Raw genomic sequence first — 20612 nt, forward strand, 5'->3', positions numbered from 1 at the left:
CTCGTCGCCGTGAGGCGCGGCCGGGCCGGGGACGTCGTCAGATCCGGTCGAGGCCGGCCGCGGCGGCGGACAGCGCGTCCAGCACCGGCCGGAGCAAGGGATGCGTTTCGGCTCCCCGGCGGACCGCCGCGAACACACGGCGGGTCGCCGCGGGTCCGGAGACGGGCCGGACGGCCGTGCCCTTGAGATCGGTGCCGCGCAGGGCCGAGCGGGGGACCAGGGCGACGCCCGCGCCCGCGGCGGCGAGGGCGACATTGGCGCGGAAGTCGTCGGAGGAGTGGACCAGCCGTGGGGTGAATCCGGCCCGCTCGCAGGCGCGTATCACCATGTCGTGGCAGGGATTGCCCGGATAGGGACCGATCCAGTCACTGTCGGCGAGCGCGGCCAGTTCAATGGTGTCCCGGGCGCCCAGGGGGTGGTCGTCGGGCAGTACGGCGTCGAAGGGTTCGGCGTGCAGGGGGACGCGGGAGAGCCGGGGGTCGTCGGCGCCGGGCGCACCCCGGTATTCGACGGCGACCGCGATATCGGCCTCCCCGTCGAGGACGAGCGGCAGGCTCTGGTCGCCCTCGGCGTCCCGGACCCGGACCGCGACGGCGGGGTGGTGCGCGGCGAGACCGCGCAGCGCGGGTGCGACGATCTCGGCGATACCGGTGGCGAAGGCCGCGACCGTGACGGCGCCGGCGGCGCCGTCCGCATAGGCCGCCAGCTCCGACTCCGCGCGCTCCAGCTGGGCCAGGACCGCATGGGTGTGGGTGAGCAGGATCTCGCCCGCAGGTGTCAGGCGGACGCCTTTGCCGCCGCGGATCAGCAAGGCGTGGCCGGTCTCCTGCTCCAAGGCGCTGAGCTGCTGGGATACGGCGGACGGGGTGAGGTAGAGCGCGGCGGCCGCGGCGGTCACCGTACGGTGGTCCGCCACGGCCCGCAGGATGCGCAGCCGTCGGGGGTCGATCACCCCGCCATCCTGCCAGCCCTCAGCCGGTGCTCAGCGCCTTCCTGGCGGCGGTGAAGGCGGCCACGGCACGGCGTACGTCGTCCGGGGAGTGCGCGGCGGACAGCTGGACCCGGATCCGGGCCTGTCCCAGCGGGACGACGGGGTAGGAGAATCCGATGACGTAGATCCCCTGTTCGAGGAGGAGTTCGGCCGTCCGGGCCGCCTCGGCGGCGTCGCCGATCATGACCGGGACGATGGGGTGGTCGCCGGGGAGGATGGTGAAACCGGCCTCGGTCATGCCGCGGCGGAAGAGCCGTGTGTTCTCGGCGAGCCGCTGCCGCAGCTCCCCGGCGCTCTCCAGCAGGTCGAGCACGGTGAGGGAGGCGGCGGCGATCACGGGGGCGAGGGAGTTGGAGAAGAGATAGGGGCGGGAACGCTGGCGGAGCAGGGCGACGATTTCGGCCCGGGCGGCCACATAGCCGCCGGAGGCTCCGCCGAGGGCCTTGCCGAGGGTTCCGGTGATGATATCGACCCGGTCCATGACTCCGGCGAGTTCCGGTGTGCCGCGGCCGCCGGGGCCGATGAAGCCGACTGCATGGGAGTCGTCCACCATCACCATGGCGTCGTAGCGGTCGGCGAGGTCGCAGATCTCGGCCAGGGGGGCGATATGGCCGTCCATGGAGAACACGCCGTCGGTGACGATCAGCCTGCGGCGGGAGTCCTGCGTCTCCTTGAGCCGCTGCTCCAGTTCGTCCAGGTCGCGGTTGGCGTAGCGGTGGCGGGAGGCCTTGGAGAGCCGGATGCCGTCGATGATGGAGGCATGGTTGAGGGCGTCGGAGATCACGGCGTCCTCGGGCCCGAGGAGGGTCTCGAAGACTCCGCCGTTGGCGTCGAAGCAGGAGGAGTAGAGGATCGTGTCCTCCTGCCCGAGGAAGGCGGAGAGCCGTGCCTCCAGTTCCTTGTGGACGTCCTGGGTACCGCAGATGAAGCGTACGGACGCCATTCCGTAGCCCCAGCGCTCCAGGGCGTCCTTGGCGGCGGCCACGACGTCGGGATGGTCGGCGAGGCCGAGGTAGTTGTTGGCGCAGAAGTTCAGGACCTCCAGCGGCTCGCCGCCGGAGGCGACGGAGACACTGGCGCCCTGCGGGCTGCCGATGACCCGCTCGGGCTTGTGGAGCCCGGCGTCGCGGATCTCGTCGAGGGTGGCACGGAGTTCGTCGCGCACGGACGCGTACATGGAAGCTGCTCCCTGGGAGTCGCTGGGTGGGATGCCCCGGTCGGGGCACCGTCGGAACGGACGAGCGGACGAGCAGGCGACGGGGGTCGTCGGGGCGGGGTGGTCCGGCGGGGCGGGATCGCGGCGGCCCGGGGCCGGAAGGGCGGTCCGGGGGCCGGGTTCAGCCGGTCCAGTCCAGGATGATCTTTCCACTGCGGGCGGTGGCCGCCTCGTCGAAGGCGGCCGCGTGGTCGCGGTAGCCGTAGGTCCCGGTGATGACGGGGCCGAGGTCCAGTCCGGCCTCCAGCAGAACGGTCATCGCGTACCAGGTCTCGAACATCTCACGGCCGTAGATCCCCTTGATGGTGATCATCGAGGTGACGATGCGGGACCAGTCGACGGCGAACTCCTCGGCGGGCAGGCCGAGCAGGGCGATACGGCCGCCGTGAGTCATATTGTCGATCATCTCCCGCAGGGCCTCGGGGCGGCCGGACATCTCCAGGCCGATATCGAAGCCCTCTTTGAGCCCGAGGCGGTGCTGGGCCTCGGCGACGGGGTGTTCGGAGACATTGAGGGTGAGGTCCGCCCCGGCCTTGCGGGCGATTTCCAGCCGGGCGTCGCTCACATCGGTGATGGCCACATGGCGGGCGCCCGCGTGGCGGGCGACGGCCGCGGCCATGATGCCGATCGGTCCGGCTCCGGTGATCAGGACGTCCTCGCCGACCAGCGGGAAGGAGAGTGCGGTGTGCACGGCGTTGCCGAAGGGGTCGAAGATGGCCGCGATATCGAGATCGACGGGGGTCCGGTGGACCCATACGTTGCCGGCGGGCAGGACGACGTACTCCGCGAAGGCTCCGTCCCGGCCGACGCCGAGTCCGACGGTGCTCCGGCAGAGGTGACGCCGGCCGGCCAGACAGTTGCGGCAGCGGCCGCAGACGAGATGGCCCTCACCGCTCACCAGATCGCCGACGGCGATGTCCTCGACGCCGCCGCCGAGGGCCGCGACCTCGCCGACGAACTCGTGGCCGAGGATACGAGGGGTGCTGACGGCGCCCCGCGCCCAGGTGTCCCAGGAGCGGATGTGCAGATCGGTCCCGCAGATTCCGGTGCGAAGCACCCTGATGAGCACATCGCCGGGGCCGGGCTCGGGCTCGGGCACGTCGACCAGCCAGAGTCCGGGCTCGGCGTGCTGTTTGACGAGGGCCTTCATCGGGCGGCTCCAGGCTGGTACGGAGGGCGGGCACGGCACGGGTCAGTGACAGGCTGCGGCAGCCGGGGCAGAGGCCGCAAACGGTGACAGAGCCGGTCAGAGGGCCGGGAGGCCGGGACCAATCTGCCCAGCAGGGGCCCCGGGCGTCCATCGAGGATTTCTTAAGCGGCCCCTCAGTTGCGCTACACGGAGGGTGTCCGGCCGACCGCGCCCTGCGCCGAGGCGGGGCGGGAACGCCGGGATCCGGCCGCGGGGCCGTCACGCCGGTCGCGTATCCGGGTCCGTGGTGCGAGCCTGGGAGGATGAGCTGGGCATCGTGGACGACCACCGGGGTTTACTCCGGGCGTGGAGGTGTACTGACCGACGAAGTCGGCGTTCTGACCGGGGATCTCACTGTGCACACCACCTGGGCCGGTGGTGAGGCGCGCGTCGCCGTGCAGTACAGCGGCGCGTCCGACTGGTTCACCCTGTCGGGCAGCCCCACGCCCTGTCTTTCCGAGGACGACAGCCGTGCGCTGCACCAGGCGGTGGTCCAAGCCGTACAGGAGGGTGGTGGGGCCACCGTGCCGTCGGCCGTGAGCGGCTCCCGCGGCACTCCCGCACCCTGATCCGCACCGGCCAGGGCCGGGCCTGAGCCCGGCCGGGCTCCCCCGGGTCATGCCGGGGCCTTCCGGCTGCCCCGGCGCAGCCGCTCCAGGAGCCGCAGCCCCCGGGAGCGGGGAGCCCGCAGCGGCCGCTCGGGAACGGGCGGTCGACCGGGCGGCCCCGAGGCGGCGACGTCGGGCCGTGCGACGCCCGCTCGTACCGGGATCGGGGGACGGACCCCGGGGAGCCGGGCGGCGGTTGATCCGGGCGGCGGGCAGTGGCCCGGACCGCGGCAGCCCGGGGCGGGTGCCGGGTGTTGGGCTCGGGCTTCGTCCAGTTGCTGTGCCAACAGCGTCCCGTACCACGCGATCTCGTCGGGGTCGGCGGCCCGCGCAAGCCGGTCGACCAGATCCCGGGCCGGGGCCGAGACCGGGCGGGGGCATCCGAGGCGGGGGCGCAGCCCGTCCAGCCGGGAGCGTTCGACGGGGTCGGGGACCAGCTCGGCAAGGGCCGAGGGGGTGAGGAAGGCGGCGACGGCGGCGGACCGCTCCCAGGGGTCGGAGGTGATCCGCAGGGCCAGGCCGAGTCGTTTGCCGCGCCAGTTCCGCGGGCGCCGGTCCGCTCCGGCGTCGAGCAGGGCGCGCAGCTGCGGATCCGTACGGCCGGTGAGCAGCTCCGGGCGGGCGCGGGCGAACTCCTCGACGTCGTCCGCGAGATAGCGCCATACCACCGCCCGGTAGCGGTTCAGATGGAAGCGGACCGGAACGAGATGGCCGGTCCGGGCCAGGCGGGTGAACCGCTGGGGGCTGACCGAGATCAGTTCGGCACCGGTCCTGGTGCCGACCGTGTGCACCCGGCGCCGCAGTGCCTCCGCCCGGTCGTCCGTGCCCCGCAGCCGGAGGATCTCGTCCCGGGCGACCCTGGGCGGATCCGCGGCGGGGCCGGGCAGGGTGCGGACGCATCCCAGGTGCACGGCGAGGTCGAACTCTCCGGGCCGCAGGCCGAGCGCACGGGCCGCGGCCCCCGGGGGCAGACCGCGCTCCGCCGGCCCGCCCCGGGCCCGGTCCCCCGGAGCGCGGTCCGCGAGAAGTCCGGCTCCGCCGACCGCTGTCGGCGGCCTGCCCCGCCGGTCCGCCGTGTCCCGGCCGGATCGGAGCGGCGCGCTCTCTGCAGCCGTCATGGCAATCAACTCCCCCTGCACGTACGAATACGGTGAGTAATCACCGTAGCCCGGTGCCGCGCACCCCGCCGGGGCCTGTGGAAAACCTGGCGAACCCTCGCCACCGCACTCCGGTGGCCGTGCTGTCGTCCCTGGTCAGGACCGTTGTCCACCGGGCTGCCTGGCTGCCACGCTCAGATGCTCGCCGACCCTGTTGACCATCAGGGTCATCTCATAGGCGACTTGGCCGATATCGGCGTCGGCATCGCTGAACACGCACAGGCAACTGCCGTCGCCCGCCGCGGTCACGAACAGCAGTGCCTCGTCGAACTCGACCATCGTCTGGCGGGCCCGGCCCGCCCGGAAGTGCCGGCCCGAACCCCGGGCCAGCGAATGCAGGCCGGAGGAGACCGCCGCGAGGTGCTCCGCGTCTTCGCGGGCGAGCCCGGTACTCGCTCCGGTCACCAGGCCGTCATTGGACAGCACCAGAGCGTGTCTGATGTGTCCCACCCGCTGGGTCAAATCGTCGAGCAGCCAGTCAAGTCCCTTGTCCAGCGGCATGGATGTTCCCCTCCCGTGCACGCGTTCCCCGTGTCGAACGCCAGCCTTTCGCACACCGGAGCACAGGGCAAGGTGTTGCCGAAGGGTCGAATCGGAGTGTCGCCGCCCGTGTATCCGTGCGGCATATTCACCACGGTGGAAGTGCACTGGTTTACCGGCTTCCCGGTGGTGCCGCGGGGGTGTCCACCGCTCCTTCCCGGGTCCGAACCGGAAGCCGGGGAATGCGTGTTGGCGGGAAATTGTCCGCGCTGCGGCAGAATGCCGTCCGCAGGGGTGAAAAGGGGACCGGGGGCCGGTCCTCGTACGGCCGGGCCGCTGTCGTCTCCCCCGGCACGGGGCCATCACTGCCCGTGCGGTCGGCCCTGTTCAGCGGTACTGCGGAGGTGCCGTTCGCGAGCTGCCGGCGAGATCCCCCGCCGGGCCGCCCCGGCGCTCGACCCGGCAGACCGGGGAACCTCGCAGCCGTTCCCCGCCGGGGCGGGGAGCGCCTGCGGTATCGCCGCCGGAATTTTCCGCCCGCGCCGGACGGAAGGCTCCCGCCGCGATTCCGGGTGGGCGCCGGTTCTCCGCCCCGGTCGGCAACATGTGAATTCCCCGCCGTCTTCCCCGGCCGGCCTCGCCGCCCGGGCCGCGATGGGATTGCACTTTCCGCTACGTGCCGCTCCCCCGCCGCCTTTCCATGATCATGAGCTATTCCGCGGAGCGCATGGACGGGGGCCACAAGGGCCTGCGGCAGCGGCGGGGGTCAGCGGCCGATCTCCTTGCGGGAGATCCGGCGGAGCCGGCGGCGCTGGCTCGGGTCGAGCGCCAGATAGGCGGCCGCAGGTACGCCGAGCACGACGAGCAGGGCCCACCAGAACCCGATGAAGGGGATCAGCAGCAGGCCCACGGCCACGCCGCCGACAACAATCTTGGTACGTGTCGACATCTCTTTCGGTGCCTCCTCGCGCGGCATGAGCCGCTCCTGTCCGGAACAACGCTCGACCCGCGGCACGGTTCCCCCGCCGCTCACCCTCTGCTACTTCTCTTCGGCCGCCGGCAGGTCACCGGCGGGCAGCTCACCGGTCCGCAGCGGTATGCCGACATCGTGCAGATGGGCGAGCGCCTGCCGGTACGAGTCGACGGCGCCGGTCTCGGTGTACGACAGCCCCAGCTTTCGGCAGTAGGCCCTGACCAGCGGCTGCGCAAGCCTCAGATGCGGGCGCGGCATGCTCGGGAAGAGATGGTGTTCGATCTGGTAGTTCAATCCGCCCAGCAGCCAGTCCGTGAGACGTCCCCCACGGACGTTGCGGGAGGTCAGGACCTGTCGGCGCAGATGGCCCCAGCCCTTGCCGGTCTCCTCGTCCACCATCGTCATCCCCTTGTGATTGGGGGCGAAGGCCAGACCGAGGTGGAGGCCCAGAACCATCTGGTGGATCAGGGCGAAGAGCAGAGCGCGGCCGAGCGGCATCGTCGAGAGCAGCAGCGTCGCGTAGAGGACCAGGTGCGTCAGGAGCAGGGCGCCTTCCGTCCACCGCGCCCGGGCCGTCCTGAACGGTCCGGCCTTCCCGAGGACGCCCCTGATTCCGTAGGCCTTGAGGGCAATCCCCTCCAGAGTGGTCAGAGGGAAGAACAGCCAGGCCTGATGGCGGGTGAGCAGACCGCGGAATCCCCTGCGGCCCACGGCCTGCCGCCGGGTGAAGACCAGGATGTCCGCGACGACGTCCGGATCCTTGTCGATGTGATTGGGGTTGGCGTGGTGACGGTTGTGCTTGTCGTTCCACCACTCCTGGCTCATGCCCAGCAGCACATTGGCGTGCAGCAACTGGATGATCCGGCTCGCCCTGCGGCTGCCGCTGATCTGGGAGTGCCCGGCGTCGTGGGCGACGAAGGCGGCACGGGCGGAGAACAGCGACAGCAGCGGGGCGAGCAGGAGCCCCCACCACGAGCCTCCCGCCAGGGCCGTACCGGTGACCACGGCGGCGATGCCGAGCAGATGGGATGCGATGCACCGTATGTACCAGCCCGTGCGGTACTCCAGGAGTCCCTGCTCCCGTACGGTCCGCAGCAGCGGAGCGAACTCACTGCCCGCCTGGCGGCCCGGCCCGTGGCCCCCGGACTCCCTGCCCGGTCCGGCCGCCACCAGCACCGGAACAGTCGGCTCCGGCACCGGTCGCGGGATGGGGACTGCGGTGGCCTGGTCCATGGGGATCTCCGGGTCTGTGGTGTGCGAGGGTGCCCAAAAGGGCCGGCGGACGGCGGCGGACGGCCCGGCGGTTCCGGGCGGCAAAGCTCACGGACGGCCACCGGGCCGGGCACGGAATCAGGTCGAAGTGGCGGAAGAGGGAGAAGCAGAGGAGGCGGAGGAGCCTCGGAACCGCACCGCGCCGACACCCGAAAATCTAGGTTCGCGGGCCGTCCGGGGACCATGGCGCCTTCCCCCGGACCGGGCCGGGGGCCACCCCCCTGGGCAGGTGGTGCTGACGACACCCCCGCCGGGGGCTCACCACCGTGATCAGCATCACCTCTGCGGGGCTTCCCCTTGGCGCGGTCCCCAGTACAATCAACGACTCCATGCCTCCGGGTAGTCAAATTTGAGGAATTCGGTCATCACTGTGCACAGACCCTCCGCGGCACCACCCTCACCGGCCGACGGATCCCGCCTGACGCCGTCCCCAGCCGCCTCCTCTCCCCCTGCTCAGCCCCTCGCCCCCCTGGCCCTCTGCCAGGTCACGTTCGTGCCGGCCGACCCCGCCCGGACCGGCCGGTTCGCGTTCTGGCACCCCGACGGCGAGGCCCCTCCCCCGCACCTCTCGGGCTCCGTCGAATCCCTGACGGTCGTCGGCGACGATGTCCGCACCCGTACGGTCACCGCCTCGACGCTGTCCGTACGGGACGCCCTCCCGGTGCTGACCCGTGCCCGGAGCGCCCCGGAGGCGTCCGCCTCCGCCGCCTTCTGGGGCAGCGCCGCCGTACTCGCCCTCCACCTGGTCTCCCGGGGACTGCTGCTGCCCGGACTGAGCCCCGAGGACCACGACGCCTGGCGGGTCGGCCCGCTCACCCCCGCCGATACGGAGGCCGTACGGACCCTTGCCGCGTCGATGCCCCCGGCCGCGCACGCGGTCCCGCTGCCCCCGGCGCCGGAGGACGGCGGCGTTCTGCTGCTGCCCGAACCGGAGCGGCTGCTGCGGTCGTTCGCCGACGCCGTCGCGGACACCCTCCCCCGTACCCCGGCCGCCGCGGCGGCCATCGGTACCCCGGCTTTCGCCGCGGACGCACCCCGCCGTCTGCCGGGCGCCCGCGCCTGGGCCGCCGATATCGCCGCCGGGCACGACGCCGGGGTGCGGCTGTCGCTCCGCATCGAGCTGACCTCACCGGAGCCGGCCGCGGACGCCGGGGCCGAGCCGGGGTTCCGGGCCGTACTCCAGATGCACAGCGTCAGCGATCCGGCGGTCGTCCTCGACGCGGTCTGTGTCTGGGCGGGCGGTGCGGCCAGCGGTGCGGCGGGCGGTGCGGCCCGGGACACGGCCGCCGCCTTCGGCCCGCGCGCCCGGATGGACGCGCTGCTCGCGCTCCGCAGGGCCGCCCGCTCCTGGGCGCCGCTCACCCCGCTGCTCCACGCGGCCGTCCCCGACGCCATCGAACTGGCCGACGAGGAGGTCGCCGAGCTGCTCGGCGACGCGACCCGGGCACTGGCCGCCAGCGGGGTCGGCGTCCACTGGCCCCGCGAGATGGCGTACCGCCTCACTGCACGCGCCGTGGTCGGCCCCCCGAACGACGGAGGCGGCGGGAACGGCGGAGACGACGGGGACGACGGCAGCGCGCTTTCCGGGCATCGCCGGGACGAGGAGACGGGTCTGCCGTCGTTCCTGTCCGCCGATGCGCTGCTCGCCTTCAACTGGCGCTTCAGCCTCGGCGGTCACCCGCTCACCCGGGAGGAGCTGGACCGGCTGGCCGAGGCCAACCGGCCGCTCGTACGCCTGCGGGACCAGTGGGTTCTCGTCGACCCCGAGGAGCTGCGGCGGGCCCGCCTCGGGCAGGACCGCAAGGTGACCCCCGTCGACGCCCTCGCCGCCGTCCTCACCGGCTCCGCGGAGGTCGACGGCCGCCGGATCGACGTGGACGCGTCCGGCTGGGTGGCCCGGCTGCGCGACCGGCTCGCCGACCCGGAGGGCGGCGAGCAGGAGATCGGCCCGCCCGAGGCCCTCACCGCCACGCTCCGCGACTACCAGCTCCGCGGGCTGAACTGGCTGAACCGGATGGTGTCGCTGGGCCTCGGCGGCTGTCTCGCCGACGATATGGGCCTCGGCAAGACCATCACCCTGATCGCACTCCATCTGCACCGGCAGACCGACCCGGCCGCCGCCGGTCCGACCCTGGTCGTCTGCCCCACGTCGCTGATGGGCAACTGGCAGCGCGAGATCGGGAAGTTCGCGCCCGGCATTCCGGTACGCCGTTTCCACGGCTCCCGGCGGGACCTCGACGCCCTCGGCGGCGGGGAGTTCGTCCTGACGACGTACGGCACGATGCGCCTGGACGCCGAGCGGCTGGCCGAAGTCCCCTGGGGCATGGTCGTGGCCGACGAGGCGCAGCACGTCAAGAACCCCTACTCGGCGACCGCGCGGAGTCTGCGGACGATCGGCGCCCGGGCGAGGGTCGCCCTCACCGGCACCCCTGTGGAGAACAACCTCTCCGAGCTGTGGGCCGTACTCGACTGGACCACGCCGGGGCTGCTGGGCCGGCTCGGCACCTTCCGTACCCGCTACGCGCGGGCGGTCGAGGGCGGCGATCCGCTGGCGGCACAGCGGCTGGCGGCCCTCGTCGGGCCGTTCCTGCTGCGGCGCCGCAAGTCGGATCCGGGGATCGCGCCGGAGCTGCCGCCGAAGACCGAGACGGACCGTGCGGTGCCGCTCACCCCGGAACAGGCGGGTCTGTACGAGGCGGTGGTGCGCGAGACGCTCGCCGCGATCGCGGACGCGGACGGTATGGAACGGCGCGGTCTGGTGGTGAAACTGCTCACCGGGCTCAAGCAGATCTGCAACCACCCTGCGCAGTATCTGAAGGAGGACCGGCCGGTGGTGCCGGGCCGCTCCGGGAAGCTGGAGCTGCTGGACGAGCTGCTGGACACCATTCTGTCCGAGGGCGCGAGCGTGCTGGTGTTCACCCAGTACGTGCAGATGGCACGGCTGCTGGAGCACCATCTGACGGCCCGGGGCATCCGGACGCAACTGCTCCACGGCGGTACACCGGTCGCGGAGCGGGAGGCGATGGTGGCCCGCTTCCAGGACGGTGAAGTGCCGGTGTTCCTGCTGTCGCTGAAGGCCGCCGGGACCGGGCTGAACCTGACCCGGGCCGAACACGTCGTGCACTACGACCGCTGGTGGAATCCGGCGGTCGAGGCCCAGGCCACGGACCGGGCCTACCGGATCGGCCAGACCCAGCCCGTCCAGGTCCACCGGCTGATCGCGGAGGGAACGGTGGAGGACCGGATCGCCGACATGCTCCTGCGCAAGCGGGAGCTGGCGGACGCGGTCCTGGGCTCCGGCGAGGCCGCGCTGACGGAACTGACGGACACCGAACTGGCGAACCTGGTGGAGCTGCGAGAAGGGGCGGACCGTTGACGAGGAACGGCGGGCACGATCACGAGGACGGGTTCGACCCGTACTACCACCCCAGCAGCACAGACGATACGGACGAGGAGTACGGCGAGGAGGGCTCCGCAGACCCCGACGCGAGTGCCGAGCGAACGTTCGCGGCCCTGCCGCCGGTGACCGGCCGGGGGTTCGCACAGAGCTGGTGGGGGCGCTCCTGGATCAAGGCGCTGGAGGACACGGCACTCGACTCCCAGCAGCTGAAGAAGGGCCGGCGGCACGCCAGGGAGGGCGCCGTGGGCGCGGTGTCGGTGCGTCCGGGCCGGATCACCGCGGTGGTACGGGACCGGGACGGCACCCGGCACCGGGTCGATGTGCTGATCCCCGAGCTGGACGACGGCGACTGGAACCGCTTCCTGGACATGGCCGTCGACCGGGCGGGGCATATCGCGGCCCTGCTCGACCGGGAGATGCCGCCGCATCTCGTCGAGGACGCGGCAACGGCGGGGGTCGACCTGCTGCCGGGCATGGGCGATCTGGAGCCGGAGTGCGGATGCGAGTCCTGGGATCTGTGTCCGCATGCCGCGGCCCTCTGCTACACGGTGGCACGGCTGCTGGACCAGGATCCGTTCGTGCTGCTGCTGATGCGCGGCCGGGGCGAGCGGCGGCTGCTGGACGAGCTCCAGGAGCGCAGTGCGGCGCGGGCCGCGGTCTCCGCGGCCGATCCGGGTGGTCCGCAGTCGTCCGGGGGCGCGGTGGCGGGGGTGCCGGCGGCGGAGGCCTTCGCCGCCCGCGACATCCTGCCGCCGCTGCCCGCGCCGCCCGCGGTGCCCGGTGAGCCCGGTCCGCCGCCGTGTCTGGACGCCGAGACGGATCCGGTGCCCGGCGCCGGGCCGGACGCTCTGGAGTTCCTCGCCGCGGATGCGGCCGCCAGGGCGCACCAACTGCTGGTCGAGGCGCTGGCACCGGGACATGGCAACCGGCCGGCCGAGCCTGTTCCGGCATTCGACGAGGATGCGGTACGGCTGGCGGCCGGCGTGCCGGGTCCGGTGATCTCCGGGCGGCTCGCCGCCGTCACCGGCCGGTCCCGGGCCGGGCTCGACCTGGCCGTACGGGCGTGGCGGACGGGGGGTCCGGTGGCGCTGCGGGTCCTCGACGACGCCTGGTCCCCGGATGCGGAGGCGCTGGTGCGGGCCGCCGCGGCGCTGGAGGGTGCCTGGGAGGCGGCGTCCGCGCGGCCGAAGCTGCGCTCCGCGGCACCCGGCCGCTGGACGGTCGTCGGCGCCGATGTCCAGTTGCGGTACGGCCCGGACGGGCGCTGGTGGCCGTACCGCAAGGAACGCTCGCAGTGGGTTCCGGCGGGTCCGGCGGACTCGGATCCGGAGGCCGCTCTGGCGGGCGCGGGTGGTGAGACGGGCTGACGCACGGCGCATGAGCGGCGCGACGGCCCGCCCGGGGTGGTGTCGGGTCGCGGCCGGGCGCGCCCGTCAAGGCGTACGCCCCCCGATTCCGGTTGCGGCCGTCACGGCGTCGCTCCGGCAGTCGGCAGTCGGCAGTCGGCAGTCGGCAGAGCGTGGATCGGGGTCATCGGCGGCCGAACCGCGTAAGCGGGGTGCGGAGTTCCGGGACGGGTGGCGCTTCACGGCGGCGCGTGCCCGGCGCCACGGACGCCCCGGGCGGCGCTCCCGTACCGCCCGTACCGAAGTGTCCGGACCGGGGCTGCCGCCCGTCTTCCGCCTTCGCCCGGCCGGACGTACCGTGGATCCGCTCGGGCCGGACCGGCCGGGACCGGCTCGTGCCTCCCGCCGGACCGGCCCGGGACCAGTCCGCTCATCGGCCCGTCGGGTGAGCGGGCCGTTCCGCCGAGTTCGTGACGGATGGCACCCGAAGACGGCGACATCCGCGCGGAACGGCCCACGGCGCGAGATCCTCGTGGCGGCCCCCGCTTGCGCGCCGTCCGGAGGGCCATCCGCTTCCGCCCCCAGGAGAGCCCATGGACCGTCGTGAACTGCTCCGGTCGGCCGCCGCGCTGTCCGCCGCCGGCATTCTGCTGCCGGCCGGCACCGCCCGGGCGTTCCCCGCGGCCGCCGCGCCGTCGCCGGTGGTGGACGAGCCCGGCGCCGTCTGGCGGCCCGCCGCCGGCGCCAACTACACCGCGTCGAACCGCCCCTCGGCCTATCGGATCGACCGGGTCGTGATCCATGTCGCGCAGGAGACCTTCGAGGACACCGTCCGGATCTTCCAGGATCCGGCGCGGCGCGTATCGGCGCACTACGTCGTCGGTTCGTCCGACGGCCGGCTCGCCCAGTGCCTCCGGGAGCGGGACATCGGCTGGCACGCGGGGAACTGGTCGTACAACACCCGCAGTATCGGCATCGAACACGAGGGCTGGGTGGACCGGCCCGAGTACTTCACGCATGCGCTGTACGCCCGGTCGGCCGCGCTGACCGCGGCGGTCTGCGACCGGTACGGCATCCCCAAGGACCGGGAGCACATCATCGGCCACCACCAGGTCCCGGGCGCCGACCATACCGACCCGGGACCGCACTGGGACTGGGTGCGCTACATCCGTCTCGTCAACCTCACCCATCTCGTCTGAAACCCGGCTCCACCCGGTCGCACCCGTCCCGTACCGCGGATTCGGTCGACCTTTCGGCTCCTTGTCGCGCCCCGCGGCCTCGGCCACGATGTCCCCTGGGAGGCCGAGTTGAGCGATGTATGGGTGGCCCTGCAACCGGGCGCCGATCCTGTGGCACGGATCGCCGAACTGCGCAGGGCGCACGACGCGTACCTGACGGCGGGCCGGGTCGGGCGGAGGGTCCGGCCGGTGGTCGCCGACTCGTGGCGGCGCTCGGCCCGGGCCCGGGTCAGTCCGGAGTCCACGGTGGGGGTGGAGCTGGCGGACGACGACCTCGTGGCCTACCGCGAGAGCCATCCGCTCGCCCGGGTGATGCCGCTGGTACGGGAGTTGACCGGGGGATATGCCTGGGACGGGGACCATCTGGTGGCCGTCTGCGACGCCTCGGGGAAGCTGCTGTGGGTGGAGGGGCCGCCCGCCACCCGGCGCCGGGCACGGGAGATGAACTTCGTGCCCGGTGCCCGCTGGGCGGAGTCGGCTGCCGGAACGAACGCGCCGGGCACGGCGCTCACGGTGGGGCGTCCAGTGCAGGTCTTCGCGGCCGAACACTACTGCCGGCCCGTTCATCCGTGGACCTGTGCCGCCGCGCCGGTCCACGATCCGGCCACCGGGCGGGTGCTGGGGGCGATCGACATCACGGGCGGCGACCGGCTGGCGCATCCGCACAGTCTCGCGTTCGTCTCGGCGGTGGCGCGGGCCGCCGAGACCCAGCTCGCCCTGTTGGCCCCGCCGCCGCCCGCGGGCAGCGTCCGGCTGTCGGCGCTGGGGCAGGACGAAGCCCGGCTGGTGGTGGACGGGCGCACGCTGCGGCTGACCCGGCGGCACAGCGAGATCGCCGTCCTGCTGGCCTGCCGCCCCGACGGAATCGGCGGGGAGGAGCTGCTGACGGAGCTGTACGAGGACGAGTCGGTGACGCCCGTGACGCTGCGGGCGGAACTCTCCAGGCTCCGCGGACTTCTCGGCGGCGAGCTGCTGCGCTCGCGCCCGTACCGTTTCGCGGCCCGGGTCGACGCCGACTTCTCCGCGGTGGCACGGTGGCTGGCTTCGGGCTCGCTGACCGGCGCGGTCGGCGCGTACACCGGTCCGTTGCTGCCCGGTTCGCAGGCGCCGGCGGTGGTACGGCTGCGGCGGCGGCTCGGGGACCAGGTCCGGGCGGCGCTGATCGCGCGGGCCGACCCGGGGCTGCTCGGTGACTGGGCCTACAGCCCCTGGGGCGAGGACGATCTGCCGGTCTGGCAGACGCTGGCGTCGGTCCTCGACGGTTCCCGGCGGGCGGCCGCCCTCGCCCGGGTCCGGGAGATCGACCGGTGGCAGCGGTCGTGATCCCCCGACGGGTCGGCGGCCGGCATCGCCCGGTGCACGGCCCCGGACCACGGCGGACGGTCAGGACGGTCAGGCCCTTTCCGGGGTGTGCCGGGCTGCCCCCGACGGCCCGTCGGGCCCTTCCGGGGTGTGCCGGTCCACCCCACGGCCGTGGGTAGAGCCGTGTCCCAGGTGCGCCGGTCCACCCCGGAGCGGCCGCTCCAGCCCTCGCCCCGGTACGCGGGCCCACCCCCACGGCGGTGGGCCGCCGGCGGGCAGCACACCGGGCCGGTGCACGGGGCGGGCACGCCGGACCGGAAGTCGCCGCCTGCGGTTCGTGCGTCCCCGGTGTGCCGTGGCGCCTGCGCTGCCCGCGCACCCCGCAGAATCCGTCACCCCGGACCGCCGGTCACGGCTCCCGGGACCGGCGCCACGGTTCGCCACGCCGCCGGGTCCGGCGCCGGATACCCGCTCTGCGGGAGGTGGCTCAGCGGCCCGAGACCGCCGGGGCCCGGCGGGCCGCCGAGAAGGTCATCGCCGGGGTACTGCTGGCGACGCTCACCACGGCGCCCCGTTCGCGATCCGTCCACTCCAGCAGCCGCAGCCCTTCCCGGCCTGCTTTCAGCAGGGCCTCCCTGCGCACCCAGAGCCTCAGCAGCGCCGGGCCGGGGTCCGGTTCGGCCGTGGCCGCATGCAGTTCGGCCGCGGGCAGCAGCCGTCGCAGCATCGCCACGGGCCCGGGACGGCGCGCCGCGGGCTCCACGTCGATACCGACGGCGCCGGGCCCGGCGGCCGCGGCCACGAGCCCGTCGGTATGGCTGAGGCTCACCCCGATCCCGGGGTGTCCCGGAAGGTAGGGACGGCCGTGCCCGGAGCGGCCGCATCCGGCGCAGTACTGCGCCGGTGCCGCCTCGTGCGGGGGCCGTCCGGTGAACCGGGCCACGCACAGCCGGAGCAGCAGCCGGGCGGCCACGACGTCGTCGCGGCGGCCCGGCAGTCTGATCGGCGCCAGCCTGCGCAGCTCCCAGGGTTCGAGGAGGCCCTCGTGGAGTTCGGGGTGGGCGAGGACCTCCGCGGTGGTCGCCACCGCGGCGACGGCGGGCCGGGCTTCGTCGGGGGCCGGTGCCCCCACGCCGTTCATGGGCGGGCTCTCATCCGGCCGCGGCCGCGGCGGCGGCCGTTCCCGACGGGGTCAGGAAGCGCTGTTCCACCCGGCCGAGGGTGCGGAAGTCGTCGATGGTGACTTCCTGGAGGTCGATGCTGGTGCCGGAGATGTCCTCCAGCAGCTCGACGAACTCCACGAAGTCCATGGAGTCGATGAGCCGGGCCTCGATGAGGTCCTCGTCCTTGTCGACGGGTCCGTCGAGGCCGGGGTTCTTCTCGTGGAGCCAGGCGGCGATGCGTTCCATGGGGTGGTTCCGCTCCTTGGGTGTTCCGGAACGGTCGGGGCCGGTTCCGGAGTCGACGGGAAGACACGGTTGCGGGCGGAGGGGACCGCGCGGGGGCGGCCGTGGGGCGGACGGCCGCGGGGCGCCGGATTCCGGCGGGACCGTGCGGTCAGGTCCGGACGGCGCGGAGCCGGTCCAGGGCCCGCTCGGCGGTGCCGTGGGCGAGGATCATCGCGTGCACCCAGCGTTCGACGCCGAACGCCGCACAGGCGCTGTAGGCGGGTCCGTGGGCACCCGCGCGGATGCCGAGGCGCTCGCCGAAGAAGTTGCGGTGCCGGTTGACGGAGGCGATGGCCGTGCCGTCGGGGGCGCTGAACTCGTGCTTGACGGGGTCCAGGGCCATCAGCTTGGCGCGGGAGCCGCCCCGGTCGTAGAACGGGTCGTCGGCCGTGGCCCGGGTGAGGTCCAGGCCGAGCCGGCCCGCGGTCTCCAGGACGAACCCGGAGCCGCGTTCGAGGTGGTCGACCGCGCCGTCCTTGGTGCCGAGGTAGAGGACCTCGCGCATATGGAAGCCCCAGAGGCGGCGCAGACCGTCGTAGTGGGTCTCGTTGCGGAAGCAGCGGCCGGTCGCGGAGAGCCGCAGACCGTCTTCGCCGACGTCGGCCCCCTCCAGCGAGAGGAGCAGTCCGTAGCAGGTGGCGGAGGGCAGCAGATGGCCGGTCGGCCGGAGCGGGAGCTCGCCCGGCGGCTCTCCGGCCGCCAGGCCGTCGAGGGCGTCCGGGGCGAAGCGCCCGGCGGAGACGCCGAGATGGGGGAAGTTGCGGAAGAAGTCGAGACGGGCGAGGCCCGCGACCGACAGCAGCGGCGGTCCCACCACTTCGGGGGCGGCGAGCCGTTCCGCGAGGCCCGTGAGGAGATCGTCCAGACCGTGCAGCAGGGCGGTGTGGACGGGGTCGAGCGTGAGCAGACCCGCGCCGGGGTTCTTCAGCCCGCCGTCGGGTAACGCGGTGACACTGGCTGTACTCATCGGAAAACCGTTCCCTCTCGCATGGGCGAACCGTTCGGGATCGTGGGCCGGCGGGTTCCGGCCGGAGACTTCGCGGCAGGACCTCGTCGGCGCGGACGTCCCACGAGCGTGGTCGCCGTTGACCGCGGCGCAGCGGAGGGGCCTGACCGGTCCCTCACCGGAACGGGCCGGAGCTGCGACGCTGGGACGGGACCCTAGGGCAACCATTCGCTAGTTGTCTAGACCAAAGTGACCGAACCAGCGAACGCGACCAGTTGGAGATTTCGGGCGGCGCGCGCGGCCCGGATCCAAATTCGGCCCGGCCCTTGACAAGGATAGTGGTCTGGACCAATTCTGCTGGGCAGCGCGGCACCGGACACACCGCCGCGAAGGCGCCGTCCCACCCCGGCCACCGTGGTGGGACCCCTCTGCCGACGGCCGGTTCGCGCTGCCCTCCGGCGTCCGCCCCGCCGCCCCCCGAACGGCTCGCCGGACGTCCGCCCGACCTGTCCCGGCGCTGCGGTCCACGCCCGTCCGCCGAACCGTTTCCCCTGATCGCCGACTTGGAGAAACCGCATGATGGCAACGACCGCACCCGGCCGCACCCGGCGCCCCCGACTCCACCGGGCGGCCTCCGGCCGTCCGTACTTCAGCGCGGACGGCGAGTCGTATCTGGCGCAGACGGCGTTACGCGAACTCACGAAGGACCGTCCACTGCGCGTACTGTCCGAGGAGGACTTCGCCCACTGGCAGACGTACGGCTATGTCGTCGTCAGGGAGGCGATTCCGGCTGAATCGGCCCGGCGGCTGCTGGACTTCACCTGGGACTTCCAGGGCCTGGACCCGGAGCGGCCGGAGAGCTGGTACGAGGACCGGCCGTTCCGCTCCGAGCTGGACCAGCAGCTCCACGTCTACGGGTTCGTGGAGGCCTACCACCATCAGTTGCTCTGGGACAGCCGCCAGTCCAGGCGGGTGTACGACGCCTTCGCCGACGTCTGGGACTGCGAGGAGCTGTGGGTCACCCTGGACCGGCTCAATCTCAACCCCCCGAACATCGGAAACCGTGACCGCGCCCTGATCGAACCGACGGACCGCGGCTTCGACATCGAACTCCACTGGGACATCGACACCACGCTCGGAGTGCCGCCGCAACGGGTGCAGGGGATCATCGCGCTCAACGACACCCGCCCGGAGACGGGCGGCTTCCAGTGCTGCCCCGAACTGTTCCGGCGGTTCGACGAGTGGAAGGTCCGCCAGCCCGCGGACCGGGACCCGCTGCGCCCCGCGATCGACCGGGCCGAACTCCCGGTCGTCCGGCCCGAACTGCACCCCGGCGATCTGCTGATCTGGAACGGCCTCCTCGCCCACGGCGTGGCCCGCAACGCCTCCGAGGGCGGAGTGCGGGCCGTGCAGTACCTGTCGATGATGCCCGCGCTCGAAGAGCACACCAGGCTGCGTCAGTCCCGGGTCGACTCCTGGCGGCATCTGCGCACCCCGCGCTGGAACCGCACCCTGGTCGGCGATCCCGTGCTCCACGAGTCCCAGCGCTATCCCACCGCTTCCCTCACCGAACTCGGCAGCAGACTGCTGGGACTCGGCTCCTGGCACGACACGGACGAGTCCGTTCCGGCCGGCGGGCAGAGCGGGGAGCCGTCGTGCGCCGCGTCTGTCTGACCCTTCCCACCAACCGGGCCTGTGCAGCGGCCATCACGGCGGTCGCCGGGGAGGCCGCCCACGGCGCCCGACGGTTCGGCGCCGAGGTGCATCTGCTGGTCCTGGACTCGTCCGGCGCCCCGGAGCGGGCCGCGCACCGGGCGGCGATCGCCGCCCTGCCCGAGGCCCCCGGGGTGGTCGTCCACCACCTCGACGAGGAACAACAGCGGGACTTTCTCCGGAAGGTGATCGTCCGGTCCGGTGCGGCGGAACCGGAGCGGATCCTCCGTCTGATGCTGCCGTCCGGGGTCTCCTACGGTGCCTGCACCAACCGCGCCTTCCTGCTCGCCGAGGCCCTGGACTGCGCATCGGTGCACCGCCGGGACTCCGACAGCGGCTACCAGACCTTCGGCGGGGAGCCCGTGTTCCCCCTTGTCCACGAGCTGACGGCCCTCGGGCGCCCCGCGGCCGAGGCGGCGGGGCTGGTGACCCGGAGCAGGCTCGACCCCGCTCTGCGGGAGCGGACGGTCGCGCTGGTCGGCGGCTCCTTCGTGGGTGAGATGTCGGTGGACGTCGCGGAGATCCACCGGCTCGACCCCGCGGTCTACCGGGACGTGGTCGGGCTCTCCGTACCGGCGGGCTATCCGGAGATCTGGCGCGCGAACCTCGTCGACGAGGCGTTCCGCGGCGCCGGGACCGATCCGTTCACCGGCGACCTCACCACGCTCACCCGCGTCGCCCCGGCCCGGGTGGACATGTGCAACATCGGTCTCCACCGGGACGTCTACGGCCGGGTGCCGCTGCCGCCCGCGACCGACACCATCGGCAGCGACTACTTCCTCGTGCACCTCGTTCACGACGCCGCCCTGCCCGGGGTGCTGCACAACCGCCATATCGTCAACTACCACACCGAAGAGCGCCGTACCGGCGCCGGATTCCTCGCCTACCAGACACGTTTCGCGAAGTTCCTGCTCGCGGCCCGGTACTTCGACGACGTGTACGCGCGGCTGGTGGCAACGGGCGGCAGGCTGCTCGACGACGGGGGCCGGATCCTCGCGGCCACCGTCGCCGCGTGCGTCAGGGACAGCTACGGACCGGACCGGGACGCCGACGCGGAACGCCTCGGCCTCACGGAGGTCCTGGACGTGCTCGACCGCTCGTATCGGAAGCTGGGCGGCCGCTACTCCGCGGTGGCGGACGGTCTCGCGGCCCGCCGGAACGGACTGCTGGACGAGGCCCGCGCGGACACGGCGGACTTCGCCCTCCTCATCGACGCCTGGGAGCCCCTGGTCCGCGCCTGCCGGAACGAGGGATTCCGCGCGGATGGATGACCGGCCCCGCCCCTCGGCCGCCCGCAACAGCTCACCGAAACCCTCGAAAGGCATCACATGAA

The 20612-nt window shown here is 73.2% G+C and carries 17 protein-coding genes; 7 read left to right on the forward strand and 10 right to left on the reverse strand.

Annotated elements, in window-relative coordinates; all coding sequences use genetic code 11:
• Positions 1 to 37: 37 nt before the first annotated feature.
• From ACIQ9E_RS23505 to tdh, 3 genes are all read right to left on the reverse strand, one after another.
• The gene (locus ACIQ9E_RS23505) at positions 38 to 952 is read right to left on the reverse strand and encodes a LysR substrate-binding domain-containing protein (protein WP_403709999.1); all 915 of its coding nucleotides are present in this window, start codon (positions 950 to 952) and stop codon (positions 38 to 40) included.
• Positions 953 to 971: 19 nt separating this feature from the next.
• Positions 972 to 2168: a glycine C-acetyltransferase gene (locus ACIQ9E_RS23510; RefSeq protein ID WP_403710001.1), complete on the reverse strand. Its 1197-nt coding sequence runs from the start codon at positions 2166 to 2168 to the stop codon at positions 972 to 974.
• 160 nt (positions 2169 to 2328) lie between these two features.
• Positions 2329 to 3357 carry an L-threonine 3-dehydrogenase gene (gene tdh, locus ACIQ9E_RS23515; RefSeq protein WP_403710003.1) on the reverse strand — a complete coding sequence of 343 codons (1029 nt, stop codon included), beginning with the start codon at positions 3355 to 3357 and terminating at the stop codon, positions 2329 to 2331.
• A 302-nt stretch (positions 3358 to 3659) separates the two neighbouring features.
• Here tdh and ACIQ9E_RS23520 point away from each other — a divergent pair, with 302 nt between their 5' ends.
• Positions 3660 to 3965 (forward strand): hypothetical protein, encoded by a 306-nt coding sequence (locus ACIQ9E_RS23520; RefSeq protein ID WP_366260194.1) that lies wholly within the window; start codon positions 3660 to 3662, stop codon positions 3963 to 3965.
• 47 nt (positions 3966 to 4012) lie between these two features.
• Here ACIQ9E_RS23520 and ACIQ9E_RS23525 read toward each other — a convergent pair whose 3' ends face one another.
• The 4 genes from ACIQ9E_RS23525 to ACIQ9E_RS23540 all read right to left on the reverse strand — a co-directional run bounded on the left by ACIQ9E_RS23525 (position 4013) and on the right by ACIQ9E_RS23540 (position 7847).
• On the reverse strand, positions 4013 to 5122 hold the full coding sequence (locus tag ACIQ9E_RS23525; protein ID WP_403710005.1) for a DUF6397 family protein: 1110 nt from the start codon (positions 5120 to 5122) through the stop codon (positions 4013 to 4015).
• Positions 5123 to 5257: 135 nt separating this feature from the next.
• Positions 5258 to 5662: a roadblock/LC7 domain-containing protein gene (locus ACIQ9E_RS23530; RefSeq protein ID WP_006351043.1), complete on the reverse strand. Its 405-nt coding sequence runs from the start codon at positions 5660 to 5662 to the stop codon at positions 5258 to 5260.
• 745 nt (positions 5663 to 6407) lie between these two features.
• Entirely contained in the window at positions 6408 to 6590 is a 183-nt protein-coding gene (locus tag ACIQ9E_RS23535; protein ID WP_403710006.1) for a hypothetical protein, read from the reverse strand.
• Positions 6591 to 6680: 90 nt separating this feature from the next.
• Positions 6681 to 7847, reverse strand: coding sequence for an acyl-CoA desaturase (locus ACIQ9E_RS23540; protein WP_403710008.1), 1167 nt, complete (start codon positions 7845 to 7847; stop codon positions 6681 to 6683).
• Positions 7848 to 8379: 532 nt separating this feature from the next.
• Between ACIQ9E_RS23540 and ACIQ9E_RS23545 the strand changes: the two genes are divergently transcribed.
• From ACIQ9E_RS23545 to ACIQ9E_RS23560, 4 genes are all read left to right on the forward strand, one after another.
• Positions 8380 to 11262 carry a DEAD/DEAH box helicase gene (locus ACIQ9E_RS23545; protein ID WP_403710010.1) on the forward strand — a complete coding sequence of 961 codons (2883 nt, stop codon included), beginning with the start codon at positions 8380 to 8382 and terminating at the stop codon, positions 11260 to 11262.
• On the forward strand, positions 11259 to 12653 hold the full coding sequence (locus ACIQ9E_RS23550; protein WP_403710012.1) for an SWF or SNF family helicase: 1395 nt from the start codon (positions 11259 to 11261) through the stop codon (positions 12651 to 12653). The genes ACIQ9E_RS23545 and ACIQ9E_RS23550 overlap by 4 nt, the downstream gene beginning before the upstream one ends.
• 572 nt (positions 12654 to 13225) lie before the next feature.
• Complete coding sequence (locus ACIQ9E_RS23555; protein WP_403710014.1) at positions 13226 to 13831, forward strand: N-acetylmuramoyl-L-alanine amidase; 606 nt, start codon at positions 13226 to 13228, stop codon at positions 13829 to 13831.
• Between the two features lie 108 nt (positions 13832 to 13939).
• A complete protein-coding gene (locus ACIQ9E_RS23560) occupies positions 13940 to 15193 on the forward strand; it encodes a GAF domain-containing protein (RefSeq protein ID WP_403710016.1) in 1254 nt (417 codons plus the stop codon).
• A gap of 466 nt (positions 15194 to 15659) precedes the next feature.
• On the opposite strand, the gene ACIQ9E_RS23565 is transcribed toward ACIQ9E_RS23560, so the two are convergent.
• The 3 genes from ACIQ9E_RS23565 to ACIQ9E_RS23575 all read right to left on the reverse strand — a co-directional run bounded on the left by ACIQ9E_RS23565 (position 15660) and on the right by ACIQ9E_RS23575 (position 17587).
• Complete coding sequence (locus ACIQ9E_RS23565) at positions 15660 to 16313, reverse strand: 4'-phosphopantetheinyl transferase family protein (protein WP_403710018.1); 654 nt, start codon at positions 16311 to 16313, stop codon at positions 15660 to 15662.
• Between the two features lie 10 nt (positions 16314 to 16323).
• Complete coding sequence (locus ACIQ9E_RS23570; RefSeq protein WP_403710020.1) at positions 16324 to 16581, reverse strand: acyl carrier protein; 258 nt, start codon at positions 16579 to 16581, stop codon at positions 16324 to 16326.
• 148 nt (positions 16582 to 16729) lie between these two features.
• Positions 16730 to 17587, reverse strand: a complete 858-nt coding sequence (locus tag ACIQ9E_RS23575) for a hypothetical protein (protein WP_403710022.1) — start codon at positions 17585 to 17587, stop codon at positions 16730 to 16732.
• 555 nt (positions 17588 to 18142) lie between these two features.
• On the opposite strand from ACIQ9E_RS23575, the gene ACIQ9E_RS23580 reads away from it, so the two are divergent.
• Both ACIQ9E_RS23580 and ACIQ9E_RS23585 read left to right on the forward strand, forming a co-directional pair.
• Positions 18143 to 19240, forward strand: a complete 1098-nt coding sequence (locus ACIQ9E_RS23580; protein ID WP_403710024.1) for a phytanoyl-CoA dioxygenase family protein — start codon at positions 18143 to 18145, stop codon at positions 19238 to 19240.
• Positions 19222 to 20550 carry a DUF6271 family protein gene (locus ACIQ9E_RS23585; RefSeq protein WP_403710026.1) on the forward strand — a complete coding sequence of 443 codons (1329 nt, stop codon included), beginning with the start codon at positions 19222 to 19224 and terminating at the stop codon, positions 20548 to 20550. Before ACIQ9E_RS23580 ends, ACIQ9E_RS23585 begins: the two co-directional genes overlap by 19 nt.
• Positions 20551 to 20612 lie beyond the last annotated feature (62 nt).

This window comes from Streptomyces sp. NPDC094448, assembly GCF_044763775.1.
In the GTDB taxonomy this organism is placed as follows: domain Bacteria; phylum Actinomycetota; class Actinomycetes; order Streptomycetales; family Streptomycetaceae; genus Streptomyces.

Excerpts from the sequence above, each read along its gene's own strand:
- ACIQ9E_RS23575 (WP_403710022.1), bottom strand. The coding sequence starts at position 17,587 with ATGAGTACAGCCAGTGTCACCGCGTTACCCGACGGCGGGCTGAAGAAC.
- ACIQ9E_RS23535 (WP_403710006.1), bottom strand. The coding sequence starts at position 6,590 with ATGTCGACACGTACCAAGATTGTTGTCGGCGGCGTGGCCGTGGGCCTG.
- ACIQ9E_RS23580 (WP_403710024.1), top strand. The coding sequence starts at position 18,143 with ATGATGGCAACGACCGCACCCGGCCGCACCCGGCGCCCCCGACTCCAC.
- ACIQ9E_RS23525 (WP_403710005.1), bottom strand. The coding sequence starts at position 5,122 with ATGACGGCTGCAGAGAGCGCGCCGCTCCGATCCGGCCGGGACACGGCG.
- ACIQ9E_RS23520 (WP_366260194.1), top strand. The coding sequence starts at position 3,660 with ATGAGCTGGGCATCGTGGACGACCACCGGGGTTTACTCCGGGCGTGGA.
- ACIQ9E_RS23570 (WP_403710020.1), bottom strand. The coding sequence starts at position 16,581 with ATGGAACGCATCGCCGCCTGGCTCCACGAGAAGAACCCCGGCCTCGAC.
- ACIQ9E_RS23510 (WP_403710001.1), bottom strand. The coding sequence starts at position 2,168 with ATGTACGCGTCCGTGCGCGACGAACTCCGTGCCACCCTCGACGAGATC.
- ACIQ9E_RS23540 (WP_403710008.1), bottom strand. The coding sequence starts at position 7,847 with ATGGACCAGGCCACCGCAGTCCCCATCCCGCGACCGGTGCCGGAGCCG.
- tdh (WP_403710003.1), bottom strand. The coding sequence starts at position 3,357 with ATGAAGGCCCTCGTCAAACAGCACGCCGAGCCCGGACTCTGGCTGGTC.
- ACIQ9E_RS23530 (WP_006351043.1), bottom strand. The coding sequence starts at position 5,662 with ATGCCGCTGGACAAGGGACTTGACTGGCTGCTCGACGATTTGACCCAG.
- ACIQ9E_RS23555 (WP_403710014.1), top strand. The coding sequence starts at position 13,226 with ATGGACCGTCGTGAACTGCTCCGGTCGGCCGCCGCGCTGTCCGCCGCC.
- ACIQ9E_RS23565 (WP_403710018.1), bottom strand. The coding sequence starts at position 16,313 with ATGAACGGCGTGGGGGCACCGGCCCCCGACGAAGCCCGGCCCGCCGTC.